We start from the raw sequence: 17,451 nt of genomic DNA, 5'->3' as shown, positions 1-17,451 counted from the left end.
TTGCCTACCATTAATATCAATACCATGTACATCATCGACCTAAACTACATCGTGCCATTGGAGCAGCTGGATGCTCACATGACCGATCATGTAAAGTATCTGCATAAGTACTACAAGCAAAGCAAGTTTGTGGCCTCTGGCCGGAAAGTACCCCGAACTGGAGGGATCATCCTTGCGTTGGCCGACTCCCGGGAAGAAGTGGACCGGATCATTTCGGAAGATCCATTCTACACGCACAAGCTGGCAGAGTTTACCGTTACCGAATTCCAAACTTCGCAGATGCACCCAGACTTGAAGCCATTGCTGAAGGGGTAAACCTTGGGGCTTAGGTCACAGTATCATCATCCTCATTTAGTGTAACTTTTATACTTTTAATCCATCAGCTCAATGCGCATCAACTACCTACTACTATGAATGAAATTGACAGTCAAAAAAATGCCGTGAAATGGCTAAGGATCATCTATCCCGTATGGGCCGCCATCGGGATGTTCAGCATCATGTATGTTCCTTCGGAGCTGATAGACATAAGCAACCCGGCACTCACAGCAAGTAATATTGCTGAGAACGAAATCCTATTCCGACTCGGTATCGCAGGGAGCCTCGTCACCCAATTGCTGGTGATTGCTGCGGTATGGTTTCTATACAAGCTATTTTATACGAATTATAAAGACGCCACGATACTGGTGGCTATTTTCGCATTGGTTGGCGTCCCCATTGACATGCTCAGTACTGCCAATGAGCTAATGGTGCTCGATGCGCTGGACCAGCCGGATCAGGTAGTCGATTTAATAAAACAAAGCAGAAAAGGTACCTCCATCGCCACGATTTTCTGGGGGCTGTGGCTATTGCCTATCGGGTACATGATCATCAAGTCTCCACTCTTCCCACGATTGATCGGCTGGCTGGTGATCCTTGCCGGAGCAGCTTACACCATCATGGCATTTGCATCCCTTTTAAATATCAAAGGACCAATCATCAGTGCATTGGATTACCTCACCTTTGGTGAGCTGATCTGGATGCTTTGGGTGATGATTTTAGGAGCCAGGTGGAAGGCACTTGAGCATTAACCTCTCTGTCATGCCGGACTTGATCCGGCATCTTCCACGATTATTTCTAATTCCCCCTTTCCGCCCTCGTTGGTGTTGTCACCAATGAGTATTCTTTAACTACATGGTTGTTGGTCACAAGACCAACAACGGCAAAAAGTTATTTATAATCCTCCCTTTGAAGGGGGTGAGTTAAGATTCTTCTTATCCTCCTACCTTATTCTTTGAATAGTGAAACTAAACGGGATCAATTACCCAAAAGTGGGTATTGGATTTATCATTTGAGAAAGGGAGGTTTAAGTAATCAAAACCATCTACCATGACGCATCTCAAAACCTTCCTTGCTTTCATTTCAATTTTCATATTGCTCACGCTTGCTGGCTGTGCTGAAGAAGTCAACTGCTGCAAAAAATGCTCAGTGGGCAAAGCCTGTGGCGACTCCTGCATTGATCAAGACATAGACTGCAATGAGGGGCCGGGGTGTGCGTGTGATGTGTGAGGTCGTTGTTGGAGATTAAGCTAATGAAGGTATAAATTGTTTGTTTGTTGAATTTGTTTGAGGGTCTAATTTTCTTATGATCACCACTATCAAAATTAAGAATATAGCTAGCTATAAGCGAGAAGTAAAAGTTGAAAATCTGTCAAAAGCCAATTTCTTTTTTGGATTAAATGGTTCAGGTAAATCGACTATCGTGCGTTGGCTTTATGATCAGTCTCAAAAGCCGGCACCAGATATGGCCAAGTTTGAGAATTTTGACAGATCGAAGTTGCATGTATTTGATGATCATTTCGTTCAGAAGAATTTCTATGAAAAAACAGAATTGGATGGAATTTTTTCATTGGATGAAAAGAACGAAGAGATAGAGCAATTAATTAAGGATAAGAGAGCGCGCATTGAAGCGATAAGTACTAAGTGCGTCAAACTGGAAAAAGGAATATCCAGTGTTGGATCTGCTATAGATAAATGCGATAAGGATAGTAAGGAGTATGTGTGGTCAGAAAGAAATAAAATTCAGAATGATTTTAAGAAAGTTGATTTAGAGCATAGTGGAAGTAAACAAAACAATTTTGATAAGGTAATAAATCTAATCAAGCAAGGGGTTGAAGTCCCTGATCCTGAAGAACTGAGAGCTAATTACCAAAAATATTTCAATTCGGAAATGGTTACGATTGCATCCAACCTGACAATCTCGGATTTTGATGAAGTGCAAGATTTAGAGCATAGAGGCAATACGTTATTGAATGAGGTAATCATCGGTAATCAAGATGTAGAGGTTGCAAGGATGATTGACGAATTGAATCTGAGTTCGTGGGTAGATGAAGGGCGTAAACAACTCCCAAATGGTCAAAAGGTCTGTCCTTTTTGTCAAAAACAAACTATAGACGATAATCTATTAAAGCAATTTGAGAATTACTTTGACAAAACCAGAGAAACCAAGATTAATATTATCAAGGAATTTAAAGCTAAATATGAGCAAGCAGCAGATGTTATACTGGATGGCTTAGTTCAACTTGATGGTAGTGTTGAAAATCCAAGTGAGGTTAAGCACTTGCGAAGTGAGCTTCAGAAAATAAAAAATTCATGTGTAGACATGATTGAAAAGAAATGCACAAAGCCCAATGAACGATTTTCGCTGGAAAGTTGGAATGACTTCTTCCCTGCCTACTCAAGGCTACTGGAGGAAATCGAAAAGCACAATGAGGATGTTAAAAGGATTGTTGATATCAAAACCCTAATATCCAATAGTATCTGGAATCTGCTGGCGGCCAGATCTAAGGATCATATCATTAAAAAGGGTAACGAGAAGAAAACCTTGCAGTTAGAAAACGATAAAAAGGAGAAGGAACTTGTCGATTACAGAATTGAGATAAAAGAGCTTGAAGAGGAAATCTTAGACCTACAAAAGAAAACTGTAAACACTGAGCAAGCGGTGAATGAAATTAATGCTCTATTGGACCTATGCGGGTTTGTTGGATTTAAGATTCAGAAGCAGGACGTTTCAGAGGACAATATTGTTCGATACTTTTTGAAAAGAGAAGATTCGAACGATCCTAACGTTTTTAGAACATTAAGTGAAGGCGAGAAAAATTTTGTGGCCTTCTTGTACTTCTTCAAAACCTGTACTGGTAATACTCAACAAAATGAAGGACTAAAGAAGAGAATAATCGTTATTGATGATCCCGTGACCAGTATGGATAGCCAGGCAATGTTCACAGTTTCATCAATTATTCGACTTTTATTGAAACCAAATGGCCGAAAGAGTTCAGATTTTGAAAGACCTGATTTAGCCCAAGTTTTTGTACTCACTCACAATATGTATTTCTACAAGGAAGTGTCATTCTTTCAAAGAATAATCAAGGAACAGGCACATTTTCTGGTGACAAAAATTGATGGCCAATCAGAAGTGATTTCCAAAAAGAACAGAACGTTTATTGAAAGTGATTATGTTTTGCTTTGGACAGTTATTAAAGGAGCGTCTGATGATCCAACGATGAGTGAACGAATATCCATTTTGAATGCCATGAGACGTATCATTCATAGTTATTTGAGCTTTAATCGGCTGGATAGTGAATGGGGCGTATTGGAAAAACTAGACATTGATTCCGGCACTAGAATTATTTTGAATTCTTTGCTATCAGAATTAAACGAAGGCAGCCATGGAGTATCATCGAGTGATGATTTGTACTATTCTCGAATTGCTGATGAATCCCTAGAAAAAATACTCAGTGCTTTTAAGTTGTTTTTCAGCGAAATTGGAGCTGAAAAACATTTTGAGAGAATGATGGAGGAGGAATCTTAAATCATATCTTCAGCCCTTGTTGGTGTTTTCAGGTACCTTCATATACGTGTTCGACCAAGAAAGGAGGGCAGAGCTTTGAAGGCATTTCTTAGTTTTTTAAAGTGGTGGTCAAAGAGTCCGTCTTGGTTGTATCCGATTTCAAGATGGGAATTTCTTTTGACTTTTCTTGTGGCTTGCTTTGTTGTTCTTTCTGTGATTGGTTTAACACTCCTAATACTATATTAGCTATTAGGGAAAGAAGAGCTATTATGGCGGCTCCAACCGTTATTAGCTGGTTTCTTTTGAAAACACTATTTGTATCTAGTAGCAATTGAAGATTTTCTCTTGCTGTTTGGTTTACGATTCTTTCCTCTTCTTCTCTGTTTGCTAGGTACTGCTCGTATCCACCCTCTTCAATTGCTTGGTGTGCTTTAGGAGCTAATACTAGAATGGTTTTACGATCATTGTGCATAAGTAATTCTAATGTGTATATCATCTTATACACAAGTATTCTTTCCATTGGTGATTCTACACCTTTTTGGTTGCGTAACCATTCACATAATGGAGATTCACCCCTTCCGCCAGTTTTTATAAAATCATCCAATATCCATTGAATAACTTCATTTTCATTCTCAAGCATAATATGAAGTTAAAAAATGAATCTAAATCTAATCCTTCTTATTGGGTTGTTTTTTGGATTGACCTTTCTTCTTATCATCAACAGATGCTTTGATGATCTTCCCAGCCAGTCCTAGCATATACTAAAACTGGTTCAAGCCTGCCTTTGTCGGCAGACAGGCGTCCGCTTGGATCTTTTTTCTGAAACTCTAGTCGTCCAACCACATTGAGTGGTGGGACGACTTTTTGGCTGTTGGTGTTCCCTAAATCATGAATGTTTGTTGAGAATCCCAATGCCTCGGTTTTTGTCTTCTGTCCCTAAATGATTTGTGAAGACACAAACCATGGACAAAGGAGCGGAAGCACTACAATTTAAATGGTGATACACTACATTTTAAATTGTGCTCTACACATGAACGTAACAATATAAAAAGTCTTTCTTCTAGCTAAAAGCTTTGCTTAAATTGTAGGTTATCAAAAAAAATAACACTCCAAAAAGTATTATAGTGACTGTGAATATGGGTTAGGCTTTTAGAAGCTGATCATAAATCTCAGCAAAGAATGGGTTATTTCTATATTCTTTTTCATCATGCAGATATCCAAGTATTCCATTAAGGTTAATCCAGGCTTTTCTATCTAATGATATTCTAAAACTGAATGTTTTAAATATTAGATTGATTCCTTTAACTATTTGTGTAGTAGATAGTTCCCTAATGATTCGAAATGCATAGTCTTCATCTCTTCTGCCTATTTGAGTACACATCATAAGACTATATGCGGTCGCGACTAGCTCTGATTTATTTGAAGGCAGCTGTTCAAAAAGCTCGAATTTCTTGTACTCCAAAAGCTCTAAATGATCAGTTTTCAATATTCTATATAAACAGCAATAAAGCACTAATTCAAGAGCAAGGTCAAATGGGATAAAAATCTTAAGAGGAGAATCGTTCATTAACTTATCTAAAGCCAACTCGAAATAACCAAGATCAGTGATGTCTACCTTAATTTTTTGTCTATTAAACATGGCACTTTTAATGCTAATTTTTAGACTGTTTTTTCTAGTGAAATTGAAAAGTCCTACATCCCAACCTTTAAATAAATCTATATACATGTTGAAAAGCAGACTTTGATCTATACCATCAATATTGCTATCGAGAATAGTAAATCGAGGTTTTAACCCCTTCTTCCTTATCATCCTTGACCACACATAGAATTCTTGACTCTTCCTTACCTCTTTAGGGATATGACCATATCTTAAGGTTAGGGCCTTGATTTCATCCTCAATTGGACATTCAATCGCGAAAATTTCACCTAACATATGTTTATCCGTCCAGCTTTGAAATCATTCACAAGTATTTCCAGGTCACGTATGCTTTTGGAATTTGAATGAAAGTAATTAATCTCAGAAGGATCATGAATGTTACTTTCGGAACAGAACAATTCTGTATCACGTAACTTATGAGATTCGAGAGTTAAGATTCTGTTACCCACCCTGGATAGCATTTCATGAATTCCAGTTCTATTCTCCAATCTCCATTTTTTAAGGTTATACATAAAGGAGAGTGGACCTGCTACTAGTACACCACAGTTCTGGTTTATATTATCCCATAATTGTCTAATATGCGGAAGGTATCGACTACTAAAATTTCCAGCTTCATCAATTATTATTAACTCAATATGTTTCCTCTCATTGACTTCACTGGAACATCTATCAATCAGATAAGTCAAGTAGCTAGATTTTCTGAGTTTATTTAAATCAATGTCTTTATTACCGATTAAGTCAAGTAATACTCTTGAGTAGAATATTTTGGAAGGCTCCTGATAGCCAACACGATAATACTTGACTTTAGTATCGAGCCTTTCTTCGTTTTTGAATGTTGTGGTTTTTCCATATCCAGGTTCACCAAAAACAATACCCAAGGACTTTGAACTTCTGATGAAAGAACTGAATTTCCTGGTTTTTAAAAAATTGGATAAGGGTAGAGGATAATTATCTGTAGCTTTCATAATATCAGATTTGGCAATTCATGTACATCTAAAGAATCATCTTCTACCATCTCACCTTCTAAATAGTTCTCATGGAAGAACCTCTCAAATTGTTGATTGCTTATTGTCTTGCTAGGTTCATAAACAAGATCTACAACGGGATCATTGTACTCTAATTCTTTAAGCTGTTTCTTATTTTCTTGATACTTTTTATTTAGATATCCTCTGTACATTTTATTAGATCGAATCTTACCAAACTTGGATGGATCTTCTTCTGAGTAAATTTTTTTGAGTTTAGCCTTTTCAATAAATCGTAGATTATCGAACAGGAATATGAATTCTTGAACATTAGGATGATAATAGATATCGATTATCTTATTATTCCACTTTGTTCTATTGTCGAAATCTGTTATTTCATATTCTGTGTTTCTAAATCTTACTCTTGATTTATTGACCTTGCATCTAGAATGCTTCCAGCATAGTCTGGCGGTTGTTTCTGGATTTATCTTCTTGGCATCTTTTATTCTTCCTTGTAAATGCTTTTGAAGGGGGGACCCTTTCCGCTTTATTGAGGTGTTCCATTCATTAATAAGCCCATATGCGAAATGAACTAATTCCTTTCTGGTCTTAAGCTTATTTTTATTCCTCTTCAAAAACTTTATATGCTCTTTTTTGATCTTGAAGTCGTGACTTTTTACAGTTATTCCAAGACCAACATAATCCACATATTTTCTTGCAATCTGAATATGGAAGTTTCTGAAAAAATTCTCCACGGTGCCTTTGGCATTGGGGTAGTCAGGTAGATGCTCTCTCCATAAGGTTCCATAAAGCAAATTTGTTATCTCCTTAAATTCTGTGAATTTGTTAGATGTGATAGCGGTTGATTTATCTGATACTATGCATGCAGGCACAACCTTATGAATCTTAAAACACATATGGAAGGCTTCTAGAACCATCTCAGTTGTTTCTTCTTCACTCAGTGAAAATCCAAGAATCATAGATGAGAATACATCAAGGATAACAAAGATTTTTAGGAATCTAATCTTTCCACGTTCATCCAAATAGACCATTTGAAATCGGCTACCATCGATTTCTACTACCTGGTATTTATAGTCAGGTTTCTTTCGCCTTATGTATGGCTCTAAGTATTTTTTATAGAAATCATATCCATATCTTTTTTCTGCAGTGATATTCTCAATTTCTGGAGAAATATTATTGAGTAATGTTGTGTATGAAATTTTATCCTTTGGATTACTTTGTTCATTGATTTTGTCTAGAATGACTTTTTTCAGATAGCCTTCACCCATTAGATCCATAATTTTTAACTTGTGCCAATCAGTTATTTTTCTTGGTTTACCATTGTTTACGGCTCTGTGCAATATTTCCTCTGACGGATTAGACGAATGAAGGAATATTCTAAATTTTTTTCTAAAAGCATCAAGGTTAGAGTAGTAATAAATACTCAGCTTCCTAAGACTATAAAAAATCTTTTTGATGATGCCACGCTTGCATTTATTTTCAATATATATTTCTGCACATCTACTGAAAACAGCTAGTCTGCGAGCGTACTTGATCCTTGTCGATTCAGTCGTGATTTCTTTATAGTTGTAGAGGTAGTCCTTGTATCCGATTTCATAGGCGTGAAGAATATCAATCAAGTACCTCCCTTTCAAGACTAAAAAATTAGGGACTTCAACATCTTTAATGTTGGAATTCTTGAATGATGCTAGTAGAGTATGATACTCCGTTGGAATGCTGTTTACATCAATAAGCGTTTCCGAGTCTGCTCCTAGGTTTTTATACTGCCAATGATTAGTTAGGCCGTCAAGTCGCTCACAAATACCTTTCTCAATTGCCTGCTTCGACAATCCGAGTTTTATTAAGAAATCTTTGGAAACATATGAACTGATGCTATTGTAAGATGAGTGATTTGAAGTCGGGAGATTGACTTCATTGGTTGAGTGTGAATTGATCATAATAGTCGCATTTTAAAAAAAAAGAAATGCGACTAATGGCGACAACAATTAGTATAATAAAATCATTTTTGTCAAGTTTTTTACTAAAAAAAATTAATTATGGATGATAAATGAATATTTTTAATAATAAAATTATTAAAAATGAAACAGGAATTTGGGGTTTTAGGTGAGAGACTAGAGCGTATGAGAATAGCTAAGGAAATTAAAAAGGGAGAACTTGCTAAAGCAGTGGAAAGACCTTCTAGTTACCTAACCAACTTATTAAAACCAGGTATTCATAAAGCTAATGGTGACTTGATATATAGATTGAGTAGAGTTCTGGAATGTCGATCAGATTATTTGCTGGAACTTAGCGATGATCATCTCACATATTCTTATACACAGGTTTTGGATAAATACTTTGCCGAGCTTCCTAAAGAAGATCAAGATCTATGTTTGAAAGCTTGTATTAAAATTTGTGAAGTGCATATCGAGAATAACAGAATGAAGGGCGCCAAACCGCTACCAACCAATTCATCGAATTCTAAAAGAAGACCTTTTTACTACAATTGATGCAATGTGATTTTGCTGGCTTTCCAACGGTCACTTCCGTTCAATGAGGGGGGGAATCAAAATCTAACTTAGATCTACCAACTCAGGAAGAGGAATATTAAGAGATTTGGAAAGGACTTCCAATGTACTTATTGTAGTGTTTACCTCACCTCGCTCTATTCTTGATACCTGGCTAATAGTGATGCCTGATAAATTGGCCAACTTCTCCTGAGATATCCCCTTTTGAGATCTCAAGAATCTCACTCGCTCTCCAAATCTTTTTAATAACTGTTCGTTCCTGATGCCAATCACGACCTCAAATTCGTGACTCACGAGAAAGTGTATATAAGCATATATGCCTATATTGCTATTGAATTCAACTTCTGCTCAGGTTATGAATCAAATTGCTGAAGGGCATACTGCAATATATAAAACATGTAAAAGGCATTTTTCTGGAACAATACTTCATATTTCAGGATCAAGTGTAATGATCGCCAGGCACGGGATCTGGCAAAATGTTGAAGAACATGAGTCAATTCCTTTAAGTAGCATTATTGAAGTTTTACCATATGAGTAAGCTATTGAGTCGAGCAGTTTATACACTACTGATTCTATTTGCATTCTATGCTGCATCAAGTCAAAGTTGGAACCCAGAAGCAGTGCTTGAGAATGCGATTTCCATAGTGGGGGATGACTCTAAAGCCTTGGATGATTTTATGTTTAAATCAAATCTCAGTAAGACTGAGGATGATGGGGAGAGAATTGTTCAGGTTTACACACTGTCTGATTCTACATTAATTTATGCTCTAATTGAAAGGGACAGTCTTTCTTCAATTACGATTCTTTGCGAATCAGAAATGGCTAACTCTTTTGCTGATCACCTAGAGCTAAATTATAGACTCGTAAGGGTTAAGGCTCCAACCTTATATTTCCGAAACCAGACCAAAACGCATTTTATCATTATAAGTAAAATGCTATCTAAGCCAGTTTACAAGATTGTAATAAGAGAGATTGAAAATGTTGACAATTATTGAGCATTTTGATTCACAGTGTACTAATCAAAATGGGATAAATTTTCTTTGATATTCCACACAAGATATTTTCCTAAACTCCAGAAAAGAAATCCTGCTAGAACAATCCAGAAAGTAAGTTCTAGCCAACTAATTGTTTTTGATAAAGAATAGAAACAAGAGGAAATTGCAGTTAACCATACTAAGAAGTACTGAAGTTCATCACTAAACCCAAAACGGCTAGCCTTCCAAGAAGCCCATATTGCACCAACAAAAATGATTATTGAACCAATTAGTATATATGATTGAATGGAAAATAACATTGGGATAGTGATCCCTTCTTCAGAAAAAGTAAGAATGTTGTTCGTGATAAAGTAGGTTTTAATTGCTTCTCCAATTGAACTAAACACTACGCTTGCTATAGCAGCAAAAAACAAAAGTGTTTTAATTACAAATTTTAGGTAATCTAGAAGCATAATAAAATCTGTAATTATGTGACTTCTTTACTATTCTCCTCATCTGAATCTCTTGCGAGGTTCACCTTACGGTTAGTGATGATTAGATAAACCAAACAACCTCCAAAGATCAAAAACCCCAATGAAACAATATACCACAACATAATCTATTTCTTAGTGTAATCAATTTACTGAAATTGGGTATATGAAGTTGAATTTTAAAAGTGGTTTTTTCTTTTGCCAACAAAGGGCATTCATGATTTATTACTGTGCTCCAGTAATTTGTATTTAGCAAGAACCTTTTGTCTGATTCCATTTTCTTCCAAAAATTCTCTGAGGAAGCTATCACTTAAGTCATCTAACTTCCATTCTTTTTTAATTCTATCCTTTAGATATCCATAGACTCTCTTACTGTTGGAATGATGTAAATGATTAGCATCTAAAATGTTTTTCTTGATACTTGAAAGAATAAAATATGATTCACCAAGGTGAATGAGTATATGACAATTTATCTCTTTGGATATTCTATAGCAAACGTCAGAATAAGTTATAGCGTGATGAGGATTTAATTCGATATTACCTTTTTTATCTATTTCTGGAGGTGGAGATAGCTTACGATTCTCTTTTACTGTAGGCCAATTTTCAATTGCTTTTTTAAACTCATTGGATTTTGCAATATCTATTAGTTCTGTGCTAGCCTTTCCCATATTGTGCACAATACAATGTCTCATTAAAGAATAGTAATTATATACTATTTCTAGATACGTAATTTGTGAAATATCCCAGTTGTAAGTACTGAATAAATTTCTCAATCTTTTTGATTCTCTAGGAGTATCTTCAGCAAGGTCTATGCTTGATTTTCCGTTTTTTTGAGAACACAAACTGTGTACATGATTAAGAAACACATCAAATGCTGAATAAACCCACATGACCCCAGTTTTGGTAAGTTGGACTCTTAGTTTATTTAGTTCAAATACAGGTTCTGATATATGAAACCCATTCCACTTTTCTTTTGCATTTCTTACTAATGAGTCAAGCCTATCTATAAAATTGCTTTCATTGGACTCGTTAAGTAAATTATCAATTGCTGCGGCGGATAATTTTATGTAATAGTTTAATTCAATATGAAAGTTTTTATATTGAAGGTAGGGCGAGGATTCAAAGTGTTTATGTTTCATAACTTTCGTTCTCCTTGTTTAAATGAAGATTTCATTTCCGGTTATGGGTTCGAGTCCCGTCACTTCCACAAATTCTTTTTCCTTTGGAAGTGTAAGTCTCAAGGGTAGAGCTGGAAACTCATTTTGCTCACAACCTATTTTATATGACTAATATTCTTCAGCAATAAATCATAATGTTCATTCCAGAACATATTATCACTTCCGACGGAGGGCAAGTCATTCAAGAACTTGTTGAACTTATTTTTTAACCAGCCATATTTAACCTTTATATCTGGTTGCTCGAATCTTTGCCCTGCTACAATGAGTTTTCTTAATTGTCTGAAATAAGATACTAGTTTTTCATCACGAAATAAGGTCAAAGCGCCCATGAAGTAATCGATATAAAGCTTTTCGTCTGTATCCCGGGTCAATATTGACATTACTTTTGGATCAAAACGGTTTTGCCTAAGGCTGTCATGCACATTGTTTTGGTAGTTTGAACGCAATTGATCTACTGTACGTCTGTCCAAAATAATTCTTGGATAAAGTGCAGCTCTAGATTCTGTTTGGTATGCCTCTATCAATGCTGGACCAAATAGGAATTCATCTGAATGAAAAAGTTTCCCATGCGAAATTCCACCTCTACAAAGAATTCCATGGCTTATGAGGTTAGTCACTAGACGAAGGGTTTCTTTGAAAAAGTTTATGAATTCTCCAATATCATCTTCTCTAAATGAAACCACTAGAGAATCTGAAAATTGGGATACTACTCTTGACTTAGTTGCGGAATCTTCATTTTGAAATCTAATAAGAGATAAAACACTATAGAGACTAGCAATTTTCTCTTTGTCATCTACTCCTTTTTCAACTGTTTTTGATATTATCCCTTCGAAACCCAGGATATCTAAGAATAACACAATCCTATTTTCGTATTTCATATTAAACAACTGATATGCCATTATGAAGTTACAAAAAGGATGATGAACACTTAAATTTTGAAGTTCAGGAGTTTTAACTTTTGATTTGCCTAATGTAGTTAACTGATAGTAAATTTGTTTTGTAAGAAAATTCTAATGAGTTCATCTTCCTTTAGCATTCTAAGGATTATTTCCTCTGTAAGAACCCCATCTCTTTTCATAGCCCCAACAATTACGCCGGTGAATTCCTTCTGTTTCTTTAATGATTTAGCAATTGGATACTTTGATAACGATTGGGTTTGAAAAGTGACATATTTCAAAAAGTTAGGGTTGGATTTAGGGGAGCTTACTCCGAGCTGATTTGCCATTGCCTCTATGTTATGATCAGACCTCAGTCCGACAAATTTCTCTCCATCGGAGTATACTTTACCATCAAATATTAATCTAGCCTTAAATGCATTTTCTATGGCTAATCCATAGAATAAAATTCTTGCATTAGCCAATGCACCCCAGTGTCCGATAGAATTGTGAAAGTGTTGTGAATCATATTCCATCTTCTTTTGAAGCGAAATAACTTCGTGGTTAGCACGCTGAATATTTGAAAATAAGTCATCTCCAACCGACATGTTATGGCTAGAATAAATAACCCATCTTTTATAATCATTTGCAAGCTCTTTAAATCTCTCGTGATCCATAAAGGTGAATTGATTCTTTTACTAGAGAAGAAGGATTTCCCTTATTCCTTTACTCAGCTCAAGGCTATTATAATCCACCTTAGTATCATCAAATGAATAGCCTGACTTTTCTAAAAGTCTATATATTTCTTTTCCTGGCAGCCACTTGACCTCATCAATTTCAATCAGCCTTTTTACCAACGATATTGCACGATCGTTCAATTCAGACTCCGTTTCAGCGACTTCCATAGCAATAATAAGTTTCTCATTCATCACGCTAACTTTCTTTTGTAAATCATGTTTCTTATTGGGTCTTGGGTACAAGGCTTTGTAAAAAACTTCCAAAAACTCCTTCGATAGAAGTGATATGTTTTTCTTGAGTAGTTTATGGAGGATAGAATTAGATAGAACCTTCCTTTTGAGTTTCCAACAGTGTAATATTTCTTCCATCAAGTAAAGATTCTCGATCTCCCAAAAATTGAAATAGAAATGTGGGTTAGCCTCTCTTTTCTTTTTATCAATTCGGATATATAAACCCTGAGAACCTGTCAATAGTGATATGAATTCATTCAGTTCTATTCTGCCAGATAGATATTGAATTAGTCTATCTTTTACCCAGACATCCCCATCACGGATTCCTTTGGAATTAATATCGGATGACTTCAAGAGTTCTTGAAGCGTGTCAGAGAATGATTGACTTTGCTCAACACTAGCGCCACTACCTATAGGTATTATGTTAGGTTTGTTATTTGGGTCAAAAAACTTTCCGTAAAAGTCCTTATGACTTGTTTCTCCTTTTCCTTGATTCTCGATATATAGATTGAACCTTTTTGAGAGCATTAATGGCGAAAACCAAACTCCATTTCTATTTAGGGCATTTATAAGGTCAATATCCTTATTAGAATTGCTTACTTCTCTTTTGTCATTGAAGACTATCAAGTTGATTTTTTCATCTCCGTAGTAAGCCAGCTTTTCAATTAAACTCGTTGAGTGAGTGGCTATAAGAATTCGAGTACTAGGATGGCCATTGGATAGTCGAATGATTTCTTGGACGAAGACTGAGACCATGTCGTCATGCATGTGTATTTCAGGCTCGTCAAAAGAAAGAACATCATATTGATCAATATCAGAAGAGGATAATTCAAAAACTATGTTTAAAAGGGCACCTTCTCCTAAACTTATATTTTCAGGCTTTATTTCATTATCCCCATCAAATAGGATTGGTTTGATATGCAAATAGTTTCGGGTACTTTTATGAAGTCTTATTTTTTTGTTTGTTATGCCGAAAAATGATCTGAGTTTTTCATTTATCAGCAATTCAAGCTCTTGAATTTTATTCTCAAATTCTTCACTGTTAAAAAAATCCAGAAATCGATGGTAGACAAATTCGTTGACCATCCCTATAGGCTCTTCGATCATCGAACTTATGTCTCTGTCTCTATTAGTTGAGAGAACATGAGTATTAAATGATCCTCCGAAATTTAATTCCAAAGTTCTATGACTACTATGTATGGGCTTTATTTTGAAGGTAGGTCCCTGTTTGATATTATGTATTTGACCAAGACTTTGTTCTCCAGGTTGGATAATATTCTCTAGTACCCGATCATCAGTAGTATCTTTTAATGCAATTGAGATGTATCCGTTATTGTCATTGAATGAATATTTAACTAATTCCATTTCACCCCATCTCTCTCTAATATTAGTCGATTCCTTTTTTAAGATATTCTTGGCCTTTTTTCTGAAAAATGAAGATTCAATTTTACTCTTAATATCGATCTCTTTTTGTGATAAGGAATTAACAAGTTGAAGTAGGTTGGTTTTACCACTTCCGTTTCTACCAACTAACAGATTTATTCCGGGTTTAAAATGAAGTGGCTCTCCATCCTGGAGACGAATACCTGAATAACCTTCAAGTTTTGTAATGATTAGATCCTTCTTTGACATACTATGATTGCGGTGTGTTGAATAAATGTAATCAACTATCAGGCCAGTTTGTAAAAAGTCTCGAAATGACCTTTATCAAACTTTGTTTTTTCAAACTAGTTTTTCGAACTTACTGGAATCTGATTCGGCTGGGTTTTAGGATTGCTTATATGGATTCGAAAAAACGGTCGTTTATTCGAACTACCTCAATTATGAATATTAAGGAAATTCATATCAAGAATTTTAGACTGTTCAATGCAAATAAAGGATTGTCAATAGATAGTATCAATTTACCTGATGGATCAGAAGGTAGTGGGTTGTCTGTTTTTTTAGGTGAAAACGGTTGTGGCAAATCTTCTATTTTGGATGCTTTTGCCCTTCCATTTTTATCATACAAAGCAGACGCTGTAGAAATTGATGATTTTCATGATCCAAATCAAAAAATTGAAATAGATGTTTTGTCCAGTGAGGAATTCTCGGTTGATGGAACTATGCCTAAGTCTACATTCATGTCAGTTGGTTTTAGGTTCGAAGCTGGTATTAGGTCAAGAGCAACTAAGGCGTATTTATCTTCTATGATAGTTAGCGATCAAAAATTCATTAAACCGGTAGGACAGGATAAACCTAAAGATGGAAGTCCGGATTTGAGAGTTAATGTCAATAATCCATTTAAAGGAAAAAGGTTTGATGAAAACGATTTTCTCTTCTTAGATAAGAATCGAACATTTCAAACTCGCTCAGGAACATATAACTCTACTAGATTCGATAGATTGATGGAGGACTTTGATTACAAGTATGTTCAGGGTCAAGAAGATCTAAAGGATTTGAATTCTCTTTTCGGAGAAATTGAAATTCAGAACGATTTCCTCACTCAAGCATTGGAGCAATTCAAGGAATTAAGTGGACTTGATTTGAGACTAGACTTTATCGATAACTTCCGACCTTTTCTTAAGTCTTTTTTCTCTCAGATCAAGGAGAATAATCAACAAATTAAACTTAGTAATCTTGGTTCAGGTTATGAAATGATCTTTTCTCTTATCTATTCTTTTTACTTGTCACAGCAAAGCGGTAAACAATTAATTGCTTTGATAGACGAACCTGAGCTTCATCTTCATCCAAGTATTCAGGAGAAATTTGTGGAGTTTCTCATAGGAGCTTCAAAGAATAATCAAATCATTATCACTACTCACTCGCCCCTGTTGGTGAAGCAACTTTTATATAATGATAGGATAAAGATATTTGGTCTTAAAAAGGGTAGCGAAGAGGTAGAATTATTATCCAACAGGTCCTTACTGCTACCATGGATTTCAGCTAATGAAATTAATTATTTGGCCTTCAAACTTCCAACTGAAGAATATCATAATGAATTATATGGGTACGCCCAGGAACTTTTCGAATCATGGACTGAAAAGGACATTGAAGAGACTTTAGAAATATTTACAGTTGAAAAATCCAAGCGTTGGCAAAGAGAAAGGGGGGGTACAATTAACGGAGAGCCATATGATGTAACCCTTCCAACTTTTATCCGGAATCAAATCCATCATCCGGAGAACAAAACAATGCAGGAATATAGGTACTCAAATTACGAGCTTATTGAATCAATTCAAATTCTTCGAGACTTAATAGAAAATGGGTAAATCAAATGAAATTTGGATATGCTAGGGTAAGTACAAAGGACCAGAGTCTCGACCTTCAGGTTGATGCCTTGAAGAAAGCTGGCTGTAAAGAGGTCTATTCTGAGAAACTTTCCGGAAGAAGTGCGAAGAAGCCAAAGCTTGAAGAGATGTTAAGTAAGCTCCGAGAAGGAGATACAGTGATAGTCTATAGCCTAGATCGGTTAGGGAGAACATCAAAAGAGCTCATCAACTTACTAACCGACTTTAAAGAAAAAGGCATTCAATTTAAAAGTCTCCAGGAAGGGATGTTTGATACTACTTCTGCTATGGGAGAAGCGGTCTTTCAAATAATTGCAATTCTTAAAGCAATGGAAGTCCAAGTTTTAAGCGAGCGTACGAAACACGGATTAAGCGCCGCAAGAGCAAGAGGCAAGAAAGGTGGACGACCAAAAGGATCTTACAATAGAGGTAAGGCTGCAGCAGCAGTTACCTTATATGGTAAGCAGCTACCAATAAGTGAGATAACATCAACTCTTGGAATAAGTCGATCTACACTTTATGAGTATTTGAGAAGAGAGGGGGTGAAGGAATAATGGACCTAATAAAGGAGAATAACAATCTAGTTTCGTACTCCCGCGCAGGTGATGTATTTCACTACCGATGGGCTGCAAGACGCTGTTTGAGGTTGATACAACCAAAGTCAAGTTTGGAGCTAGTTGTAATAGAAGGGTCAAAAGAAAGTAAGAAAGCTGGAGAGTACGTCAT

18 protein-coding genes are annotated in these 17,451 nt (G+C 35.8%); 8 read left to right on the top strand and 10 right to left on the bottom strand.

Features of this window, described 5'->3' with window-relative positions; genetic code table 11:
• The 4 genes from RLN88_RS08535 (at position 1) to RLN88_RS08520 (ending at position 3,847) form a co-directional block, all read left to right on the top strand.
• Positions 1-315: a YciI family protein gene (locus RLN88_RS08535; protein ID WP_350220970.1), complete on the top strand. Its 315-nt coding sequence runs from the start codon at positions 1-3 to the stop codon at positions 313-315.
• Positions 316-410: 95 nt separating this feature from the next.
• Positions 411-1,067, top strand: a complete 657-nt coding sequence (locus tag RLN88_RS08530; RefSeq protein WP_350220969.1) for a DUF4386 domain-containing protein — start codon at positions 411-413, stop codon at positions 1,065-1,067.
• 298 nt (positions 1,068-1,365) lie between these two features.
• A complete protein-coding gene (locus RLN88_RS08525; RefSeq protein ID WP_350220968.1) occupies positions 1,366-1,545 on the top strand; it encodes a hypothetical protein in 180 nt (59 codons plus the stop codon).
• Between the two features lie 76 nt (positions 1,546-1,621).
• Positions 1,622-3,847 carry an AAA family ATPase gene (locus RLN88_RS08520; protein WP_350220967.1) on the top strand — a complete coding sequence of 742 codons (2,226 nt, stop codon included), beginning with the start codon at positions 1,622-1,624 and terminating at the stop codon, positions 3,845-3,847.
• Between the two features lie 88 nt (positions 3,848-3,935).
• Here the strand turns inward: RLN88_RS08520 and RLN88_RS08515 are convergent, their stop codons facing one another.
• The 4 genes from RLN88_RS08515 to RLN88_RS08500 all read right to left on the bottom strand — a co-directional run bounded on the left by RLN88_RS08515 (position 3,936) and on the right by RLN88_RS08500 (position 8,403).
• Positions 3,936-4,466: a hypothetical protein gene (locus tag RLN88_RS08515; RefSeq protein WP_350220966.1), complete on the bottom strand. Its 531-nt coding sequence runs from the start codon at positions 4,464-4,466 to the stop codon at positions 3,936-3,938.
• A gap of 501 nt (positions 4,467-4,967) precedes the next feature.
• The gene (locus RLN88_RS08510) at positions 4,968-5,759 is read right to left on the bottom strand and encodes a hypothetical protein (protein WP_350220965.1); all 792 of its coding nucleotides are present in this window, start codon (positions 5,757-5,759) and stop codon (positions 4,968-4,970) included.
• A complete protein-coding gene (locus tag RLN88_RS08505; protein ID WP_350220964.1) occupies positions 5,753-6,448 on the bottom strand; it encodes an AAA family ATPase in 696 nt (231 codons plus the stop codon). The genes RLN88_RS08510 and RLN88_RS08505 overlap by 7 nt, the downstream gene beginning before the upstream one ends.
• Complete coding sequence (locus RLN88_RS08500; RefSeq protein ID WP_350220963.1) at positions 6,445-8,403, bottom strand: integrase catalytic domain-containing protein; 1,959 nt, start codon at positions 8,401-8,403, stop codon at positions 6,445-6,447. Before RLN88_RS08500 ends, RLN88_RS08505 begins: the two co-directional genes overlap by 4 nt.
• A gap of 141 nt (positions 8,404-8,544) precedes the next feature.
• Here RLN88_RS08500 and RLN88_RS08495 point away from each other — a divergent pair, with 141 nt between their 5' ends.
• Complete coding sequence (locus RLN88_RS08495) at positions 8,545-8,955, top strand: helix-turn-helix domain-containing protein (RefSeq protein ID WP_350220962.1); 411 nt, start codon at positions 8,545-8,547, stop codon at positions 8,953-8,955.
• A gap of 63 nt (positions 8,956-9,018) precedes the next feature.
• Here the strand turns inward: RLN88_RS08495 and RLN88_RS08490 are convergent, their stop codons facing one another.
• Positions 9,019-9,267, bottom strand: coding sequence for a helix-turn-helix domain-containing protein (locus tag RLN88_RS08490; protein ID WP_350220961.1), 249 nt, complete (start codon positions 9,265-9,267; stop codon positions 9,019-9,021).
• Positions 9,268-9,503: 236 nt separating this feature from the next.
• On the opposite strand from RLN88_RS08490, the gene RLN88_RS08485 reads away from it, so the two are divergent.
• Positions 9,504-9,968 (top strand): hypothetical protein, encoded by a 465-nt coding sequence (locus RLN88_RS08485; RefSeq protein ID WP_350220960.1) that lies wholly within the window; start codon positions 9,504-9,506, stop codon positions 9,966-9,968.
• A 20-nt stretch (positions 9,969-9,988) separates the two neighbouring features.
• Here the strand turns inward: RLN88_RS08485 and RLN88_RS08480 are convergent, their stop codons facing one another.
• The 5 genes from RLN88_RS08480 to RLN88_RS08460 form a co-directional block, all read right to left on the bottom strand.
• Positions 9,989-10,420: a hypothetical protein gene (locus RLN88_RS08480; RefSeq protein WP_350220959.1), complete on the bottom strand. Its 432-nt coding sequence runs from the start codon at positions 10,418-10,420 to the stop codon at positions 9,989-9,991.
• Between the two features lie 233 nt (positions 10,421-10,653).
• Positions 10,654-11,577 (bottom strand): hypothetical protein, encoded by a 924-nt coding sequence (locus RLN88_RS08475; RefSeq protein ID WP_350220958.1) that lies wholly within the window; start codon positions 11,575-11,577, stop codon positions 10,654-10,656.
• Positions 11,578-11,711: 134 nt separating this feature from the next.
• On the bottom strand, positions 11,712-12,494 hold the full coding sequence (locus RLN88_RS08470) for a hypothetical protein (RefSeq protein WP_350220957.1): 783 nt from the start codon (positions 12,492-12,494) through the stop codon (positions 11,712-11,714).
• A gap of 98 nt (positions 12,495-12,592) precedes the next feature.
• Complete coding sequence (locus tag RLN88_RS08465; RefSeq protein WP_350220956.1) at positions 12,593-13,168, bottom strand: hypothetical protein; 576 nt, start codon at positions 13,166-13,168, stop codon at positions 12,593-12,595.
• 21 nt (positions 13,169-13,189) lie between these two features.
• Positions 13,190-15,091: an AAA family ATPase gene (locus RLN88_RS08460; RefSeq protein WP_350220955.1), complete on the bottom strand. Its 1,902-nt coding sequence runs from the start codon at positions 15,089-15,091 to the stop codon at positions 13,190-13,192.
• Positions 15,092-15,282: 191 nt separating this feature from the next.
• Between RLN88_RS08460 and RLN88_RS08455 the strand changes: the two genes are divergently transcribed.
• Together RLN88_RS08455 and RLN88_RS08450 are read left to right on the top strand one after the other, a co-directional pair.
• Positions 15,283-16,707: an AAA family ATPase gene (locus RLN88_RS08455; RefSeq protein WP_350220954.1), complete on the top strand. Its 1,425-nt coding sequence runs from the start codon at positions 15,283-15,285 to the stop codon at positions 16,705-16,707.
• Between the two features lie 5 nt (positions 16,708-16,712).
• Positions 16,713-17,279, top strand: a complete 567-nt coding sequence (locus RLN88_RS08450) for a recombinase family protein (protein WP_350220953.1) — start codon at positions 16,713-16,715, stop codon at positions 17,277-17,279.
• The last annotated feature ends 172 nt before the right edge of the window (positions 17,280-17,451 follow it).

Source organism: Ekhidna sp., from assembly GCF_040223195.1.
In the GTDB taxonomy this organism is placed as follows: domain Bacteria; phylum Bacteroidota; class Bacteroidia; order Cytophagales; family Cyclobacteriaceae; genus Ekhidna.
This window is presented reverse-complemented; position numbering and strand designations above follow the sequence as displayed.